General features: G+C 62.5%; 8 protein-coding genes, 1 tRNA gene and 1 pseudogene. 8 read left to right on the top strand and 2 right to left on the bottom strand.

The window, feature by feature from the left end:
• Positions 1-459: 459 nt before the first annotated feature.
• A complete protein-coding gene (locus AB0O97_RS08375; RefSeq protein ID WP_363881668.1) occupies positions 460-5283 on the top strand; it encodes an ExeM/NucH family extracellular endonuclease in 4824 nt (1607 codons plus the stop codon).
• A gap of 100 nt (positions 5284-5383) precedes the next feature.
• Here the strand turns inward: AB0O97_RS08375 and AB0O97_RS08370 are convergent, their stop codons facing one another.
• On the bottom strand, positions 5384-7360 hold the full coding sequence (locus AB0O97_RS08370) for an FAD/NAD(P)-binding protein (protein WP_363881666.1): 1977 nt from the start codon (positions 7358-7360) through the stop codon (positions 5384-5386).
• Positions 7361-7538: 178 nt separating this feature from the next.
• Between AB0O97_RS08370 and AB0O97_RS08365 the strand changes: the two genes are divergently transcribed.
• The 3 genes and pseudogenes from AB0O97_RS08365 to AB0O97_RS08355 all read left to right on the top strand — a co-directional run.
• Positions 7539-9689, top strand: coding sequence for a prolyl oligopeptidase family serine peptidase (locus AB0O97_RS08365; protein WP_363881664.1), 2151 nt, complete (start codon positions 7539-7541; stop codon positions 9687-9689).
• 92 nt (positions 9690-9781) lie between these two features.
• Positions 9782-9873, top strand: a tRNA-Ser gene (locus AB0O97_RS08360).
• A gap of 255 nt (positions 9874-10128) precedes the next feature.
• Positions 10129-10548 (top strand): annotated as a pseudogene (locus tag AB0O97_RS08355) (SDR family oxidoreductase); the annotation flags it as partial.
• Between the two features lie 132 nt (positions 10549-10680).
• On the opposite strand, the gene AB0O97_RS08350 reads toward AB0O97_RS08355, so the two are convergent.
• Entirely contained in the window at positions 10681-12846 is a 2166-nt protein-coding gene (locus AB0O97_RS08350; protein WP_363881662.1) for a RecQ family ATP-dependent DNA helicase, read from the bottom strand.
• A 96-nt stretch (positions 12847-12942) separates the two neighbouring features.
• Here AB0O97_RS08350 and AB0O97_RS08345 point away from each other — a divergent pair, with 96 nt between their 5' ends.
• The 4 genes from AB0O97_RS08345 (at position 12943) to AB0O97_RS08330 (ending at position 16624) form a co-directional block, all read left to right on the top strand.
• Positions 12943-14361 carry a phosphomannomutase/phosphoglucomutase gene (locus AB0O97_RS08345; RefSeq protein WP_363881660.1) on the top strand — a complete coding sequence of 473 codons (1419 nt, stop codon included), beginning with the start codon at positions 12943-12945 and terminating at the stop codon, positions 14359-14361.
• Between the two features lie 63 nt (positions 14362-14424).
• Positions 14425-14889, top strand: a complete 465-nt coding sequence (locus tag AB0O97_RS08340; RefSeq protein ID WP_363881658.1) for a hypothetical protein — start codon at positions 14425-14427, stop codon at positions 14887-14889.
• A gap of 3 nt (positions 14890-14892) precedes the next feature.
• Positions 14893-15342 carry an Rrf2 family transcriptional regulator gene (locus AB0O97_RS08335; RefSeq protein WP_363881656.1) on the top strand — a complete coding sequence of 150 codons (450 nt, stop codon included), beginning with the start codon at positions 14893-14895 and terminating at the stop codon, positions 15340-15342.
• Between the two features lie 109 nt (positions 15343-15451).
• Positions 15452-16624 (top strand): globin domain-containing protein, encoded by a 1173-nt coding sequence (locus tag AB0O97_RS08330; RefSeq protein ID WP_363841570.1) that lies wholly within the window; start codon positions 15452-15454, stop codon positions 16622-16624.
• Positions 16625-16657: the final 33 nt, after the last annotated feature.

The raw sequence follows: 16657 nt of genomic DNA, 5'->3' as shown, positions 1-16657 counted from the left end.
CAGTGAGCTATGGAGTCACATCCAGAGGCGGAACGGCCAATACCCATCCTGCCAGCCAGTCCCAGACCAGCTACAAACAAGTCTCACAGTGAGCTTTGGTCGCTTACAGTCGCTTACAGTCACCTAACCGACCAAAGCTCACTGTGAGATTCACGGCGAATGCCCGAGAATGCCCGTAAATGTCCGAACAAACGTAAAAGCACTTATTCAAACAGTGACATGAAACACAGGCAGCCTATTTGAACATAAAGGGCTCATTTTCGCCGGATAGCAAACAAAACCCTCGTGTTTGCTTGACAGAAGCGATCCGTTCATGAATGGTTCACATCTATGCGCTTGGCTCAATAACGTTCCCGCAATTGTGTCCGTGGATTGCCCCTGTGCCCATCCTCGGAAGACTTCTTCGGGCGATCATCACCCATGGCACAACGGCGTGCCGCCCTTTCGAGAGTTGGAGACATGACGAGCAACAACTTCTACAAGGCAGGACTGGGGGCCGCTTTGGCCCTTGGACTCGCCGTTGCACCGCTGGCAATTGCGCCAGCAATGGCCAACGACGTTCCTGACATAACCGAAACGACGGCCGCTGCTAGCACCGAATCAGCTGCCCCTGAGAGCACACCCGAAAGCACGACGGCGGATCCCTCACCGGATCTCGCACCCGCACCCTCCGCAGATGCCTCTGAATCTGCGGAGGCAGCGGAGGCAACAGAGCCGCTGGCCGTTGAACCGTTGGCTGCCCCTCCGGCCGCACCGAACGTCATCATTAATGAGGCCTACCTCAACGGTGGCAGTGCGAACGCCACCTACAAGAACAAGTACGTGGAGTTGTACAACCCCACGGCCGCCGACATCAACTTGAGCGGCTGGTCGTTGCAGTACCGCTCATCCGGCGGCAAAGTTGCACCCACGGGCTTGGCCGCCTTATCCGGCACCATTAAGGCCAACGACTACTACCTGATCAAGGGCAGCTCCAACGGTGACACCGGGCTTGACCTGCCGCCCGCAGATGGCGACGCCAGCGGCTTCTCATTCTCCGGTTCCGCCGGGACGCTGATCCTCGCCAATCAGGCAGAACGGCTGCCCGCTGACCTGGCAGTTGGTTCGCTTGTGGGCACCACAGGAATCGTCGACCTCCTCGGCTACGGCAGCTCCGAAACCTTTGAAACTGCAGCCTCCACGAATGCGAGTGCCAGCACCTCGCTGAACCGCACAACTTTCATCGACACGGACAACAACGCGGAGGACTTCACCACGTCCGCTCCGACACCCACCGGCACCGCTCGTGGAGACGAGCCCCCGGCACCGCCGGAAGACGCCGGCACCAAAACCATCGCCGAGATCCAGGGCGAGGGCGCCAAGAGCCCCCTCGAAGGATCCACCGTCACCACCAAGGGCAAGGTCACTGCGGCCTACCCCACTGGCGGATTCAACGGCTACTTCATCCAGACCCCCGGCACCGGCGGCGATCTGGACATGGCAACACACAAGGCCTCCAACGGTATTTTCATTTACTCCCCCGCAACCGTGGCTGACGTCAAGATTGACGATTACGTCCAGGTCACCGGGCTCGTCAAAGAATTTGGTGGCAACACCGGAAGCACCACCACCGAGATCGACGTCCCCGCCAAGGGCATGACAAAACTGGACGATGCAGCGGCAGAGGTCAAGGCCGCCGTCGTAGGTGTCCCGGAAACCACTGAAGCCCGCGAAACCCTTGAGGGCATGCTCATGGCACCCGAGGGCGACTACACCATTACGGACAACTACTCGCTGAACAACTACGGCGAGGTTGGTTTGGCTGTGGGAACCGATATGCTGCTGCAGCCCACCGCTGTGGGGCAGGTCGGTTCCGCCGCGCACGCCGCTCAGGTAGCCACTAACGCTGCCAAGGGCATCAAGCTCGACGACGGCGCCAGCACCAACTTCCTCAATGCTGCAGGACAGTCGGTCCCGCTGCCGTGGCTCAGCGCCGCAACCCCCATGCGTTTGGGATCCACAGGCACCTTCGCCGGAAACGTCATCTTCGATGACCGCAACGGCGCCTACAAGTTCCAGCCCTTGGAAGCACTGACACCGAGCAATGCTGACGATGTGCAGCCGATCGCATTTGGTACCAACCGCAATGAAATCGCCACTCCCAAGCCCGTGGGCGGGGATTTGAAGGTAGCCACCTTCAACGTGCAGAACTACTTCACGCAGACCGGCGATCTGGACCCCAAGTGCCAGTTCTACAACGACCGCGAAGGTAACCCCATCGCTGTCCGCACCGGTTGTGATCAGCGCGGTGCCGCGAATGCGGAGAACCTCAAGCGCCAGCAGGACAAGATCGTGGCCGGCATCCACCAGTCCGGAGCCGATGTGCTCTCACTGGAGGAAATTGAGAACTCCGCTAAGTTCGGCAAGGACCGCGACGCAGCGCTGGCCACCTTGGTTGCCGCTCTCAACGTTGAAACACCCGGCGTCTGGGACTATGTCCGCTCCCCCGCGGCACGTCCGGCCGTTGACGTAGAAGACGTGATCCGTACGGCGTTCATCTACAAAAAGGCTGTTGCCAAGCCTGCGGGTGACTCCGTTATTTTGGACGATAAGGCGTTCACCGGCATTGCCCGCCAGCCGTTGGCTCAGGCCTTCACACTGACAGATGATGCAAATTCAGCCAAGGTCATCTTGATCGCGAACCACTTCAAGTCCAAGGGTTCGGCGATCGGAAACGACACCGATCAGGGCCAGGGTAACTCAAACCTTGCCCGCACCGCGCAGGCAGCAGCTCTGGTGCAGTTCTCCACATCATTGCAGGCTTCACAGGGCACCAACAAGGTCCTGCTCATGGGTGATTTCAACGCCTACACCTTTGAAGATCCCATGCTCGTGATGGCCGCCGCCGGCTACGTGGACCAGGGCGCCAAGACAGGCAAGCACTCCTACGCCTTTGGTGGTCTGGTGGGATCACTGGATCACATTGTGGCCACCCCGGCAGCCAATGCGCTGATCACCGGTGCGGACATCTGGAACATCAACTCCGCTGAGTCCATCGCCATGGGCTACAGCCGTTACAACTACAACGTCACGAACTTCTATGACGCTTCAGCCTTCGCCGCCTCCGATCACGATCCTGTGGTTGTCGGTCTCAAGCTTGGTGGCGCCGCGGCGAACACCAAGGACATCAACCTGTTGAACATCAACGATTTCCACGGCCGCATTGACGCCAATACGGTGAAGTTTGCCGGCACTGTGGAGCAGTTGCGCGCCGCCTCAGGCGAGGCTAATACGGCGTTCCTGTCCGCTGGCGACAACATTGGTGCCAGCCTGTTCGCTTCCTCTTCGCAGGATGATCAGCCCACCATTGACGTGCTGAACGCCCTGGATCTGCAGGCTGCAGCCGTTGGTAACCATGAGTTCGACAAGGGCTTTGCGGACCTTACCGATCGCGTCATCCCTGCCGCCGACTGGAGCTACCTCGGCGCCAACGTGTACAAGAAGGGCACCACCACCCCGGCGCTCGAGGAGTACAAGATCATCACCGTCGACGGCGTCAAGGTCGCCATCATCGGTGCCGTCACCCAGGAAACCCCCACGCTGGTGACACCCACTGGCATCAACATGCTGGACTTCGGGGATCCCGTTGAAGCCGTGAACCGTGTTGCCAAGAAGATCGTCGACGGCAAGCTTGCCGATGTCATCGTGGCCGAATACCACGAGGGCGCCGGCGCAGGCACCCCCGATGGCGCAACCTTTGAAGAGGAAGTTGCTGCCGAGGGCGCATTCCGCGAACTCGTCACCAAGACCAGTGCCTCGGTCAACGCCATCTTCACCGGTCACACGCACAAGCAGTACGCCTGGGATGCACCCATTCCCGGCGTTTCCGCTGACGCAGCAGTCAAGACCCGCCCCGTCCTCCAGACTGGAAGCTACGGCGAGTTCATTGGCCAGATCGTCCTGACAGTGGACACCAACAACAAGGTTGTCTCCTACACGCAGGGCAATGTGCCCCGTTCAAAGAACGACGATGCACACCTGATCAACGCCTTCCCGCGTGTTGAAGAGGTCAAAACCATCACGGCTGCAGCCCTGGCTGCAGCCGAAGAAGCCGGTAGCGTTCCCGTGGGCAAGATCTCCGCTGACATCACGACAGCGCAGACCTTCGACGCCGCAACGAACAAGTTCACCCGCGATGACCGTGCCAGCGAATCCACGCTGGGCAACTTGGTGGGCAACTCACTCCTGGACGCACTCAAGAGTGAGCAGACAGGCGGAGCCGAGATCGGCGTCGTCAATCCTGGCGGTCTGCGCGCGGACCTGCTGTACAAGAACGAAGGCCTCGAGGACGGCGTGGTAACGTACGCGGCCGCCAACGCTGTGCTGCCGTTCGTGAACAACCTGTGGACAACCTCTCTCACTGGCGCGCAGCTCAAAACCATGCTGGAGCAGCAGTGGCAGACCAACGCGGACGGCAGCATTCCCAGCCGCCCGTTCCTGAACCTGGGACTGTCCTCCAACGTGGACTACACCTACGATTCCACCCGTAAGCTGGGCGACCACATCACCTCCGTGGTCATCAACGGTGCACCACTGGATCTGACGCGTTCCTACCGTGTGGGCACGTTCAGCTTCCTGGCCACCGGCGGCGACAACTTCCGCATCTTCACCGAGGGCACCAACACCAAGGATTCCGGTCTCATTGACCGCGATGCCTGGATCAAGTACCTCGGCGAAAAGTCTGCCGATGCTCCGATTGCACCTGACTTCTCCCGCCGCGGCGTGGACGTAGTCGATGCACCGGCCACGGTCACCGAAGGCCAGCAGGTCACGCTTGGATTGAACAAGCTGGATCTGACCTCCCTCGGCGTCACCAAGTCCACATCGGTCACTGTCCGTTACGAGCCTTCGGGCAGCGGTGGCGGCACCGGATTCGCGGTCTTGGCCGCAGCGGTTCTGCCGTCCGAGTTGGGCACCGCCACGGTCACCGACGGAGCTGCAACACTGAGCTTCACGGTGCCGGCACAGCTCAACGCCGGCCGCTTCACCATCACCACCGACGCCGGCACGTACGCCCGCCTGCCGATCACCATCCCCGTGACGGCTGGCACGGTTGTACCTCCCACTACAACGCCCTCAAGCACGACGCCGGGCACCTCACCATCCGCTGGTGCCGGCGACGGCGCGGGTAAGCTCCCCAACACCGGAGCCTCCTCGTTGCCGTTGGGCTTGGGCGCTTTGGTGCTCCTCGGAGCAGGAACGGCTGTGGCCATGGCTAACCGCCGCAAGGCAGCCAAACACTAGCTGTTCCGTTTTACCGCTGTTGTTCCACTACTGACCCGCAGTGGACGGCGAGACTCACAGGATTCTCTGTGGTTTCACCGTCCGCTGCGGGTCAGCTGCGTTAAGCCAAAATGGCCGCGGCAATCACGTCAGCATCCACCACTGTGCGGTAACCACTGCGGTACTTGGCGGAGGCCTCGGCCGCGATGGCCGTGCCCCACTGGGTCGAGGAAAGCTGCAGCCCAAGAACATAGAGTCCCTCGACCGGGACACCTACCCCATCCACCGGCTGGTATGGCGGCGCAGTGACGTCAAGGCCGCTAGTGACGACGGGTCCGCCGTCGGAAGCCATCATCATGCGGGGCCGGACAATCCCGTCGGCCAACAGGTTTTGCAGCAACCCAGACGCACTGTTTTGCACGTTGTTAGACGGCGCGAGTGCCTCGATCAAGTGGCGCGCTACCCACGGGGCATCGGCCACCCAGGGAGAGCTGGCAGTGAACACTCCATGCTCAACACGGAATACCGGATCCGGCCCGGTGAAATGAACCACCCCGGCCCGCACCAACGCGGCCAGCTGCTCAACGCGGATAGCTGGCGGACCGCTGGCCAACCCTTCGACGAATCCTTCAAACCAGCCGCGCAGCTCCCCCAGCCAAGACTCCTGAGTGATGCCACGGTCGGCCACGAGCGATTTCACAATCGCCCGCCCAGCATTCAGCGCACCAATCGCCATCTTGACCGGATCATCTTCGCCGAGCGCCGAACCTGCAGCGTCCGCCACGAGGTACTCCAGCACGGCGGCGTCCAGCTGATCGTGGGTGGCAAAACGCCTGGTCGCGGTGGGCAGTCCGCCACGGTCGGCAAGGCCGGCACGGCTGGCCGCTAACCCGGCAAGAGGGCGGGCCAGCCCAGGCAAATCCAACACATGACCGTCCAGCACATGCCGCGCCAGCAACTCGGCGAGCTCCTGCTCCCAGGCCGGGGAGCCGCCGTCGAGCCCGGCATGCAGCAGGGCATCGAGCTCCGGCAGCAGCTCCTGGGTGACCAACTCGGGGCGGGTCCGGGCCAGCGTGGTGTAATACGCCCAGATGGTGTCCCGGTGCAGCAGCGGCCAAATATCGTGGTCAAAACCGGCTGTGGCACCCATGGCACGAATGGCGGCCACGGCATCCTCGCCCAGGAACCGCAACGTGATCGACTGCGGATAGTACGCAGCCAGTTCGGCCTTGGCCCGGTACGGCGTGCCGCGCCGGGAAGCGCCCACAATGACCGGTTCACGCCCCGACACCACGTAGCGCAGCGCCTGCCCCGCCGGACGCCCGGTGTCCTCAAAACGCCCGCCACGACCCTCGGTCAGCTGGCCCACCACATCAAAAAAGTTCAGCCCCATGCCGCGCACCAGCACGGTTTCCCCGGCGGGCAGCTGGTCCCAATCAACGTCGTTGGGTACGGCAGGGGGCAGGTACGTCAGCCCATGATGGCGTGCATCATCGCGCAGCCCGCGCTGGGCCGGACTGAGCTTGGACTCCACATGACCTAGGGCCAGCACCACCTGATCCGCGTGCAGTTTTGGTCCCTCGAGAAGTTCGAGATCGAACCCGCCTTGGGTGCGGTTACGCACCACACGCTTGGCTTCAGTGGCGTGATTGAACAGGCTGACACCGTCTGGCAGGCTTTCGCGCAACTGCTCAAAGCACCAGCTCAGATACCGGCCGTAGAGGGGGCGGCTGGGGAAGTTGTGTTCCGCCAGGTGTGCCAGCTCTTGCCGATCTTCTTCGCTGAGTCCGGCCCACGGGGCGTCGCGCTGGGCCGCGCGCCACTGGTTGAACGTGCAGCCGGCCACGGGCAGCGAGTCCACGCCTTGGTCAGGAATAAGTGTGGGGAAAAAGCTCTGGGTGTTCATCAGATAGAGGCGCGATTGCTCCGTGCGCCACACATGGCCGGCGCCGGGCGCGAAGGGGTCGATGAGGTGGATGTGTAACTCCCGGGCTTGGCCCTCGTTTTGGGATCGGCGCGCCAGTAGCCGTTCCACCACGGAAGTCCCGCGGGGCCCCGCCCCCACAATTGCCACCGTCTGTACGCCCAAAGATTCCACTCTTCGAGTTTAACTGACGGTGCCTAACGGCTCGGCGGGCGCGAGAACTGCCAGCCCCGCTCAGCCCCACCCGCGCCCAGCCCTGAACGTGCGCGTGGTTTGTAGCTAACGGGACGCAGCTCCAGAAGTAGCGCGTGGTTAACTCGCAACCACGCTCAGCTTCAACGAAGATGGTGCCATGACTGAAGCTGCCACGAGCCCCACACTTGCACCCGAGCCCACCGCGTCCCACACGTCCCAGCAGTCCCCCGAGCCCGCCGATGAAAACCTGTGGCTGGAGGACATCCACGGCGAGGACGCCATGAACTGGGTCCGCGAGCACAATGAGCGCACCGACGCCACTCTGGTGAACCCCGCATACAAGGCTCTGGAAGCACGGGTATTAGAAGTCCTGGACTCCAAGGACCGGATCCCCATGGTGTCCAAGCGCGGCGATTGGTATTACAACTTCTGGCGCGACGAGACGAACCCGCGCGGGCTATGGCGCCGCACCTCGTGGGAGAGCTACCTCAGTGATACGCCCGTTTGGGATGTGCTGCTCGATGTTGATGCGCTCTGCGTCGCCGAAGATGAGCAATGGCTGTGGGCGGGTGCGTCTTTCCTGCGGCCCGCTCCCGGCGAGGAGTACCGCAATGCCATGGTGGCACTCTCCCCCGATGGCGGCGACGCGGTGGCCTACCGGGAATTCGATCTTGCCACACGCACCTTTGTGGCGGGCGGATTTGAGCTTCCGGCCGCCAAGACCCGGCTGAGCTGGGTGGATGCAGACACACTCTACGTGGGCACCGATACCGGCGAAGGGTCCATGACGACCTCCTCCTACCCGTCCGCTGCACGCGTCCTGCGTCGCGGGGATTCCCTGGCCCAGCTGGCCGCGAAGGAGCCGTTGTTCTCCGTCCCGCTGGATCACCTCAGCGGTGGCGTCTCGCACAGCAGCACCCCGGGATTCGAGCGGGACCTCGCCTACGACGTTTTGGACTTCTACAACAGCCGCAGCTACCTGCGCGTGGGCGATGACTGGGTGCACATCGATGTCCCTGATGACATGAACGTCTCCCTCCACCACGAGTGGCTGCTGTTGCGCCCGCGCACTGACTGGAACGTTTCCGGCGCCGAGAACGGCACAGTCTATGGCGCTGGAACTCTGCTGGCGATCGAACTGGACGCTTTCATGGCCGGCAGCCGTTCGCTGACCACCATTTTTGCGCCCTCGGCGTCTGTTTCTTTGCAGTCGTGGAGCTGGACCCGTGACTTCCTGCTGCTGAACTTGCTCTCCGATGTCTCCTCCAAGATCCTGGTGCTGGACCCGGCCGCGAACTGGGCCGCCACGGAACTGGACGCCTGCCCGCCGTTGCACTCGGTGGACGCCTTTGCCGTGGACGACGAAGATCCCGACGCCGGCAACGATTACTGGCTGGTCGCTTCCGGCTACCTCACCCCCACCACGGTGCTGCGCGGCTCGCTGACCCCGGGCGGCACCCCCGGTGCGGCTGCAACGGTGGTGCGGGAGGCGCCGTCGTTCTTCCCGGCGGAAAACTACCGCGTGGAGCAGCACTTTGCCACCTCCGCCGATGGCACCCGCGTGCCCTACTTCCAGGTGGGGCCACAGGACCTGAAGCTCGACGGAGCGAACCCCACCTTGCTGGGTGGTTACGGCGGGTTTGAGGTATCGCGGACGCCGTCGTACAGCGGCGCGGTGGGACGCACGTGGCTGGAGCGCGGCGGCGTGTACGTGGTGGCGAACATCCGCGGCGGTGGCGAATACGGGCCCAGCTGGCACACGGCCGCGCTGCAGGAGAACCGTTACCGCGCGTACGAGGATTTCGCCGCCGTGGCCCGCGATCTGTCGGCGCGCGGGGTGGCTGCCCCGGCGCATCTGGGCTGCGCAGGCGGCAGCAACGGCGGGTTGCTGGTGGGCAATATGCTCACGCAGTATCCGGAATTGTTCGGAGCGATTTCCTGCGGGGTGCCGTTGCTGGATATGCGCCGGTACACGAAGCTGTCGGCGGGGGCGTCGTGGATTGCCGAGTATGGCGACCCGGATGTGCCGGAGCAGTGGGAGTTCATCAAAACGTTTTCGCCGTACCATTTGCTGCGCTCTGGGGTTCATTACCCGGCCACGTTCATTTGGACCGCAACCTCCGATGATCGGGTGGGTCCGGTGCAGGCCCGGAAGATGGCGGCACGGATGGAATCCATAGGCATTCCCGTCTGGTTCCATGAGGCGCTGGAGGGCGGCCACGCGGGCGCCGGCAACAATGAGCAGGCTGCCCGGCTGCATACGGCGTCGCACGAGTTTTTGTGGCGGGCGCTGACTGGCGGGCTGTAATTTTGGCGCACCCGGCCCTCGTTTTGCTTTGAGGGCCTATTACTGGGTAAAGTTTGGGATGCTGGTTAGGGGCTTCTACCTTAGCCAGTGTTGGAGACGTGCCAGAGCGGCCGAATGGGCTTCACTGCTAATGAAGTGTGGGGGTTAAACTCCACCGGGAGTTCAAATCTCCCCGTCTCCGCCAAAAAATGCACTCCTCGATTCGTCGAGGGGTGTATTTTTGCGTTCCGGGCGTGCTGGAATTACTGGCACCCGGGAGTCGGGATTACTGGCACCGGGGATTCGAAACTGCAGATCATGCGATATTTCGGGCGGATTCATCGCATCTGCTGCAGTTTGGAACCCCGGAATCGCATCTGCTGCAGTTTGGAACCCAAGCTGGTATCCGACATCCCGATGAGCCGTCACAATGAGTCTTAGCCCACAGGGTTAGCCGGTTGCTATGCCGTACCTGCGCAAGTCTTCCGGCGCCTCGATTGTGAACATCTCATCGATCGCAGCAACAGCTGGCCTGCCCGCACGCGCCCTGTACTCGGCTACGAAGGGCGCCGTGTTGTCGCTGACTCAGGCCATGGCCGCCGATCACCTGCGTGAAGGTATCCGCGTCAACGCCGTCAACGCCGTCAACCCCGGAACCGCTGACACCCCGTGGATTGGCCGCCTACTCTCGCAGGCCGACGATCCGGCAGCCGAGCGTGCTGCCTTGAGTGCCCGGCAGCCGCATGGACGTTTGGTCTCCGCCGAGGAAGTTGCCGGCGCCGTCGCCTACCTGGCCAGCCCGCTGTCAGGTTCCACCTCAGGAACCTCCATTGCAGTGGACGGCGGCATGCAGGCACTGCGCCTGCGACCTGTCGAGTAACTCCCCACTCCAAGTAAGTGATGGCCGGACGCTTTTGTTCGGCCATCACTTACTTGTGCCACCTTTTAGTGGGATAGCGTCGCCAGAAAACGCACCAAAGGTGGGATAGCGTTTTTGAGTGGAGTGGGCGCGTTAGCCGGCTTGGGCCAGCACTAGTGGCAGGACTTGCTCCGCCCCAGCCAGACGTAGGGCTCGACCAGCCACGGTGAGGCTCCAGCGGCTGTCCACCAGATCGTCGAGCAGCAGCACCGGACCCGGATTTGCAGCCAGCGCGGCAGCCAGTTCCGGCCCCACCGCGAAGCGATCCCACACCCCCGCCAAACGGTAGGCGCTATTGCCGCCGCGCTGCCCAGTAGGTCCACCAAATTCCAGCGACATCTGGCCTAAATACGGCAAGCGGCCGATCTCGCAGATCGCTTGGGCAAATGATTGCAACAGCACCGGCTTGGTACGTGACGGCATGGAAACCACAGCCACCGGGCGTCCGGCACCTTCCCAGCCATGCTGACCCCACTCGCGCAGCACTGCTACCACGGCTTGGGCCATGCCTGCATCAATGGGTGCATCCGGAGCCCCAGCAGCAAACATGCTGCGCAGCGCATTGCCCCACCCCAGATCACTGAGCCTAGCCAGAATCCGGCCAGCGGAAACCACCTCGCCGGCTTTGAGTTTGCCCTTGACCGGAACACCCAATTTGTCCATTCCGGTGGGCCACATGGCCCGGGGGTCCAAAGGCAGGCCGGCATGGCGCAGTGATTCCCCGGCGGCCTCGGCGGCGCTGGAAATCACCTCGCCGTTGAACCAGCGGCCTGCACAGTTATCACAGCGGCCGCAAGGTTCTGCGGTTTCGTCATCGAGCGCTGCCGCCAGATACTCCATGCGGCAGCCGGCCATGCGCTCGTACTCCACCATGGACTGCTGTTCATCTACCCGGGCCTGGGCAATCCGGCGGTAACGCTCCTCGTCATAAACCCACGGCTGTCCCGTCGATTCCCAACCACCGGACACCCGGCGGACCGCGCCATCCACAGCCAAAACCTTCAAGAGCAACTCCAGCGGCGTGCGGCGCAAATCGACTCTGGCTTCCAGCGCAGGAGTGGACATGGCCCGGGGTGACTCGCCCAAGGTGGAAAGCACCGCCATGGCCTTGTCCTGCGCTGGCATGGAGGCGGTGGCAAAGTAGCGCCAAATATCCGCATCCTCACTTCCGGGCAACAGCAATACATCGGCGTTCGCACTGCCACGGCCGGCACGGCCCACCTGCTGGTAGTAGGCCACCGGGGACGACGGCGCTCCCAAGTGCACTACGAATCCCAAGTCTGGTTTATCGAACCCCATACCCAGAGCGCTCGTGGCTACCAGTGCCTTCACTTGGTTGTTCTTCAGCGCCTCTTCCAACGCCTCGCGTTCCATGGTGTCGGTGCGGCCCGTGTAAGCCTTGACCACATGCCCGGCCCCAGCCAACAAACGCGCCGTGTCCTCGGCAGCAGAAACAGTCAAGGTGTAAATGATGCCGCTGCCTGGCAGCTCCGCCAGGTGCGTCAACAACCAGCCGAGGCGATCGCGGGAATCTGCCAACCGCAAGACTCCCAGCCGCAGCGACTTTCGGGCCAGCGGGCCGCGGATGGTGAAGACCCCGGTTCCCAACTGTTCTTCAATGTCAGCCACCACCCGAGAGTTGGCCGTGGCTGTGGTGGCGAGCACGGGAACCGAAGCAGGCAATTGCGCAATCAGGTCCGCAATGCGGCGGTAATCGGGACGGAAATCATGGCCCCAGTCAGAAATGCAATGGGCCTCATCCACCACCAACAGCCCCGTGCGGCGGATCAGCGTGGGCAGCTGATTTTCCCGAAACGACGGGTTGGTCAACCGTTCCGGGGATACCAGCAACACGTCCACCTCATCGGCGGCCAAGGCGGCAGAGATCTCTCCCCATTCCGTGGCATTGGCGGAGTTGATGGCCATGGCCCGCACCCCGGCCCGCTCAGCAGCGGCAACCTGGTCACGCATCAGGGCCAACAGCGGCGAGACGATCAAGGTGGGGCCAGCACCACGGGCACGCAGCAGCAACGAGGCCACAAAGTACACGGCTGACTTTCCCCAACCGGTGCGCTGCACAACTAAGGCGCGGCGTCCGGCGTCGACCAATGCCTCGATGGCCTCATACTGGCCGTCGTGGAACTCGGCATCCGGCCTGCCCACCAATGCTCGCAGTACCTCCAGCGCCTGGCCTCTGGTTCGGGACGGCAAGTCACTGGCAGGTGCGGCGGTCGGGCCGGAAGCTGGTTGCGTTGTCATATTCACCAGTATTCCAGCGGCCACCGACATTCACCTGCCCCTGGGCGCAAACTGTGGACAACTTCACCGTTTGTTCCCCGGCGGTAGGATGGCAGGGTGACTACTGAAGAAAATTCGCCGGTTGACCTGTCCAGTTCTTTCAAAGCGTACGACGTCCGCGGGATCGTGGGCGAGACTATTACTGCCCCCTCGGTCAAGGCCGTGGGTGCTGCGTTTGTTGAGGTGCTGGGGCTCGCTGGCCAGAACATTTTGGTGGGCGGGGACATGCGCCCTTCCTCCCCCGAGTTCTCCCAAGCCTTTGCCGAGGGTGCTGCCAGCCGCGGCGCCAATGTGCAGTTGCTGGGCCTAATTTCCACCGATGAGCTGTACTTCGCCTCGGGCGTGCTCAAATCCGCTGGCGTGGTTTTCACCGCCAGCCACAACCCGGCCGAATACAACGGTATGAAAATGACCAAGGCCGGCGCCGTCCCGCTTTCCTCCGAAACCGGGCTCACGGAAATTCGTGACCTGGCCCAGCAGTACCTCAACGACGGCCTCCCGAGCAACGTCGAGTCCGCTGGCACGATTGGCACCGCCGACGTCCTCAAGGACTACTCCGAATACCTGCGCAAGCTCGTGAACCTCAGCAGCTCACGCCCGCTAAAGATCGTGGTCGACGCCGGCAACGGCATGGCGGGCATGACCACCCCCGCGGTCCTGGGCGACACCCTGCTGCCGGGTCTGCCCTTTGAGATCATCCCGCTCTACTTTGAGCTCGACGGCACCTTCCCGAACCACCCCGCCAACCCTCTGGAGCCGGCCAACTTGGTGGATCTGCAGGCAGCCGTGGTAGAGCATGGCGCGGACATTGGACTGGCGTTCGACGGCGACGCCGACCGCTGCTTCGTGATCGATGAGCTGGGGGCGCCCCTGTCACCGTCGGCCGTGACCGCCTTGGTGGCCCGCCGCGAGATTGCCCGCGTGAAGGCACTGGGCGAGGAACATCCCACCGTCATCCACAACCTGATCACCTCACGCGCGGTGCCGGAACTGATCACGCACGACGGCGGCCGGGCCGTCCGTACGCGTGTGGGTCACTCCTTCATCAAGGCCACCATGGCCGCCGAGGGCGCCGTTTTTGGTGGCGAGCACTCCGCTCACTACTACTTCCGCGACTTCTTCAATGCCGATACCGGCATGTTGGCCGCCATGCATGTGCTGGCTGCCTTGGGCGAGCAGGATGGTCCACTGTCCGAATTGGGTCGCGAGTACGAGCCGTACGTTTCCAGCGGTGAGATCAACTCACAACTCGCTGACGTACCGTCCGCCGTAGCCCGCGTCCGCGCCGCCTATACACGCGATGACGTGGTGGTGGATGAGCTGGATGGCATCACGTTTACCGCGAAGGACGGCACGTGGTGGTTCAATCTGCGCGCCTCCAATACAGAGCCTTTCCTGCGCCTGAACGCCGAGGCAGTGGACGCCGTAACCATGGCCGACATCCGCGACGCCGTCCTCGAACTGGTCCGCCGCTAACCCGGCAATCCGGTAACGCAGCACGCAGCACAGCACCACATCCCCACTTATACAGGAGTACGCATGGAGTCGAACACACCCGAGACGTCAGCACAGTCTGAAGCAGACAAGCTGGTGCAAGACGACCTGAATAAACTCATTGGCACCGCTTTGGGTGTGGCCGGGGAGCAGTTGGAAACCCACGGCGCCTTCCTGCCGGTCGGCTTGGTCATGAGCAACGAGGGTGACCTGAGCTTGGTGGCCGTCTCCCCCAACGCTGTAGAAGGCGAAGGAGAGGAAGAGCTGGACGCCGATGTGATGGTGGCGGACCTGTTCGAGGCACTGAGCCAGCAACGCGAACAAAACCGGGCGGCCGCCGTCGTCTGTGACATCCATTTGCCGGACGACGCCACCGACGCCATCCACGTGATGGCCGAGCACAGCACGGGTGTGAGCGTTTCCGCTGTGCGCCCCTACCGTCAGTCGCCCTCAGGCTGGGAGTTCGGTAACCCGTTCCTGGAAGCGGGCGAGATCGCGATATGGCAATAAACCATGCGGATTAACTCCTTTTCGGATGTGAGCTTGCGGCTCCTGATGGTGCTCAGTTCCATGCCCGACGACGAGTTGCCCACCACGCGAGAACTCGCCGAACAGGTAGGAACCCCCTACAACCACGTCAGCAAGGCTGTGCTCAAGCTGCGTCAAATGGGGCTTGTGGAGGCCATCCGCGGCCGCAGCGGTGGTGTGCGCATCTCCCTCTCCGGAAAGCAGGCCACTGTGGGCCGGGTCCTGCGTGTGCTCGATGACCACACGGACGTCGCCGAATGCCAAACCGATATGGGCGATTGCCCGTTGGTGCACGATTGCGGCCTTCGCGGTGCCCTCAATCATGCCCGCGAGGCTTTCTACGCTTCGCTAGACAACGTGACCATTTATAGCCTTGCCAGGAAGACCAACAACGGCCCCATTCCTGTGACCTTGAGCACATCGCGCCCGGGCTAAACCGCGCCACTCCGGCTTTTTTCTACGTTCTGTAGAAATTGCGAATTTAAACTCGCATTTCAAATGCTACTTTGGATTTGTCACCATGACTTTTATCCAAGGAGTAAAGATGCTTTCGGAAAAATCGCGACCACTCATTGTTGCCACGCTCCCTTTGGTCGGTTCGCGTTTGGGCGCCATCACCCCGAACTTCTACAGCCGCATGTTTGCCGCACACCCTGAACTCCTCGACGGATTGTTCAGCCGTGCCAACCAGAATAACGGGGAACAGCAAAAGGCCTTGGCAGCTTCCATCGCCGGTTTTGCATCAGCCTTGGTGGCCAATCCGAACCTCATTCCAGAGCAGTTGCTCAGCCGCATCGCGCACAAGCACACGGCCTTGGGAATCACCGAAGACCAATACCAGATCGTCTACAAATACCTCTTCGAGGCCATTGCCGAGGAGCTCGCCGACGTCATCACAGCAGAGATCGCTGAAGCCTGGACCGAGGTGTACTGGCTCATGGCCAACGCCTTGATCAAGATTGAAAAGGGCCTCTACGCACTCCAGGCCAATGACAAGATGTGGATGCCCTGGACGGTTGTTGAAAAGAACCCCGCCGGCACCGACGCCATGACGTTCGTACTCGAGCCGGCAGATTCCACCCCGGCCACCGTCGCCCGCCCCGGCCAGTTTGTCAGCGTCAAGGTGGCCCTGCCCGACGGCCTGCTGCAGGTCCGCCAGTACTCGCTCTCGGCCGATGTGGAGTCCACCACCCGCCGCGTTTTCACCACCAAGCGCGACGACGGCGGTGAGGTCTCACCTGTGCTGCACCGCGATGTGAAGGTGGGGGACGTCGTCGAACTTTCCAATCCCTATGGCGATGTGACGCTCGACGGCGAGGGCCCGGTCGTGTTTGCAACGGCAGGAATTGGCTGCACCCCCTCCGCATCGGCGCTGCGGGCGTTGGCCACGGCAGGCGCGGACCGCGAGATTTTGGTGCTGCACGCTGAGAAGAATCTTGAGGCATGGGCCTTGCGCGATCAGATGACCACCGACGTTGAAGCCATCGACGGCGCCCAGTTGCAGCTCTGGCTCGAGGAGCCCACCGACGGTTTCAATAAGGGCTTCATGACTCTTGACGGCCTGGAGCTGCCGGCCGACGCTTCCATGTATGTGTGCGGGCCGCTGCCCTTCATGAAGGCAATCCGCAATCAGGCCATCGAGGCCGGCATCCCGTCGACGAAGATCCACTACGAGGTCTTCGGCCCCGACGTTTGGCTGGCCGGCGCCGCAAACTGACCCCACCGGTTGGATTCCGCGCCCGTCCCCCAT

The sequence above is a fragment of the Specibacter sp. NPDC078692 genome (genome assembly GCF_040686835.1).
Taxonomy (GTDB): domain Bacteria; phylum Actinomycetota; class Actinomycetes; order Actinomycetales; family Micrococcaceae; genus Specibacter.
Note: the sequence above shows the minus strand (reverse complement) of the source record. Positions and strands in the feature narration are given on the sequence as shown.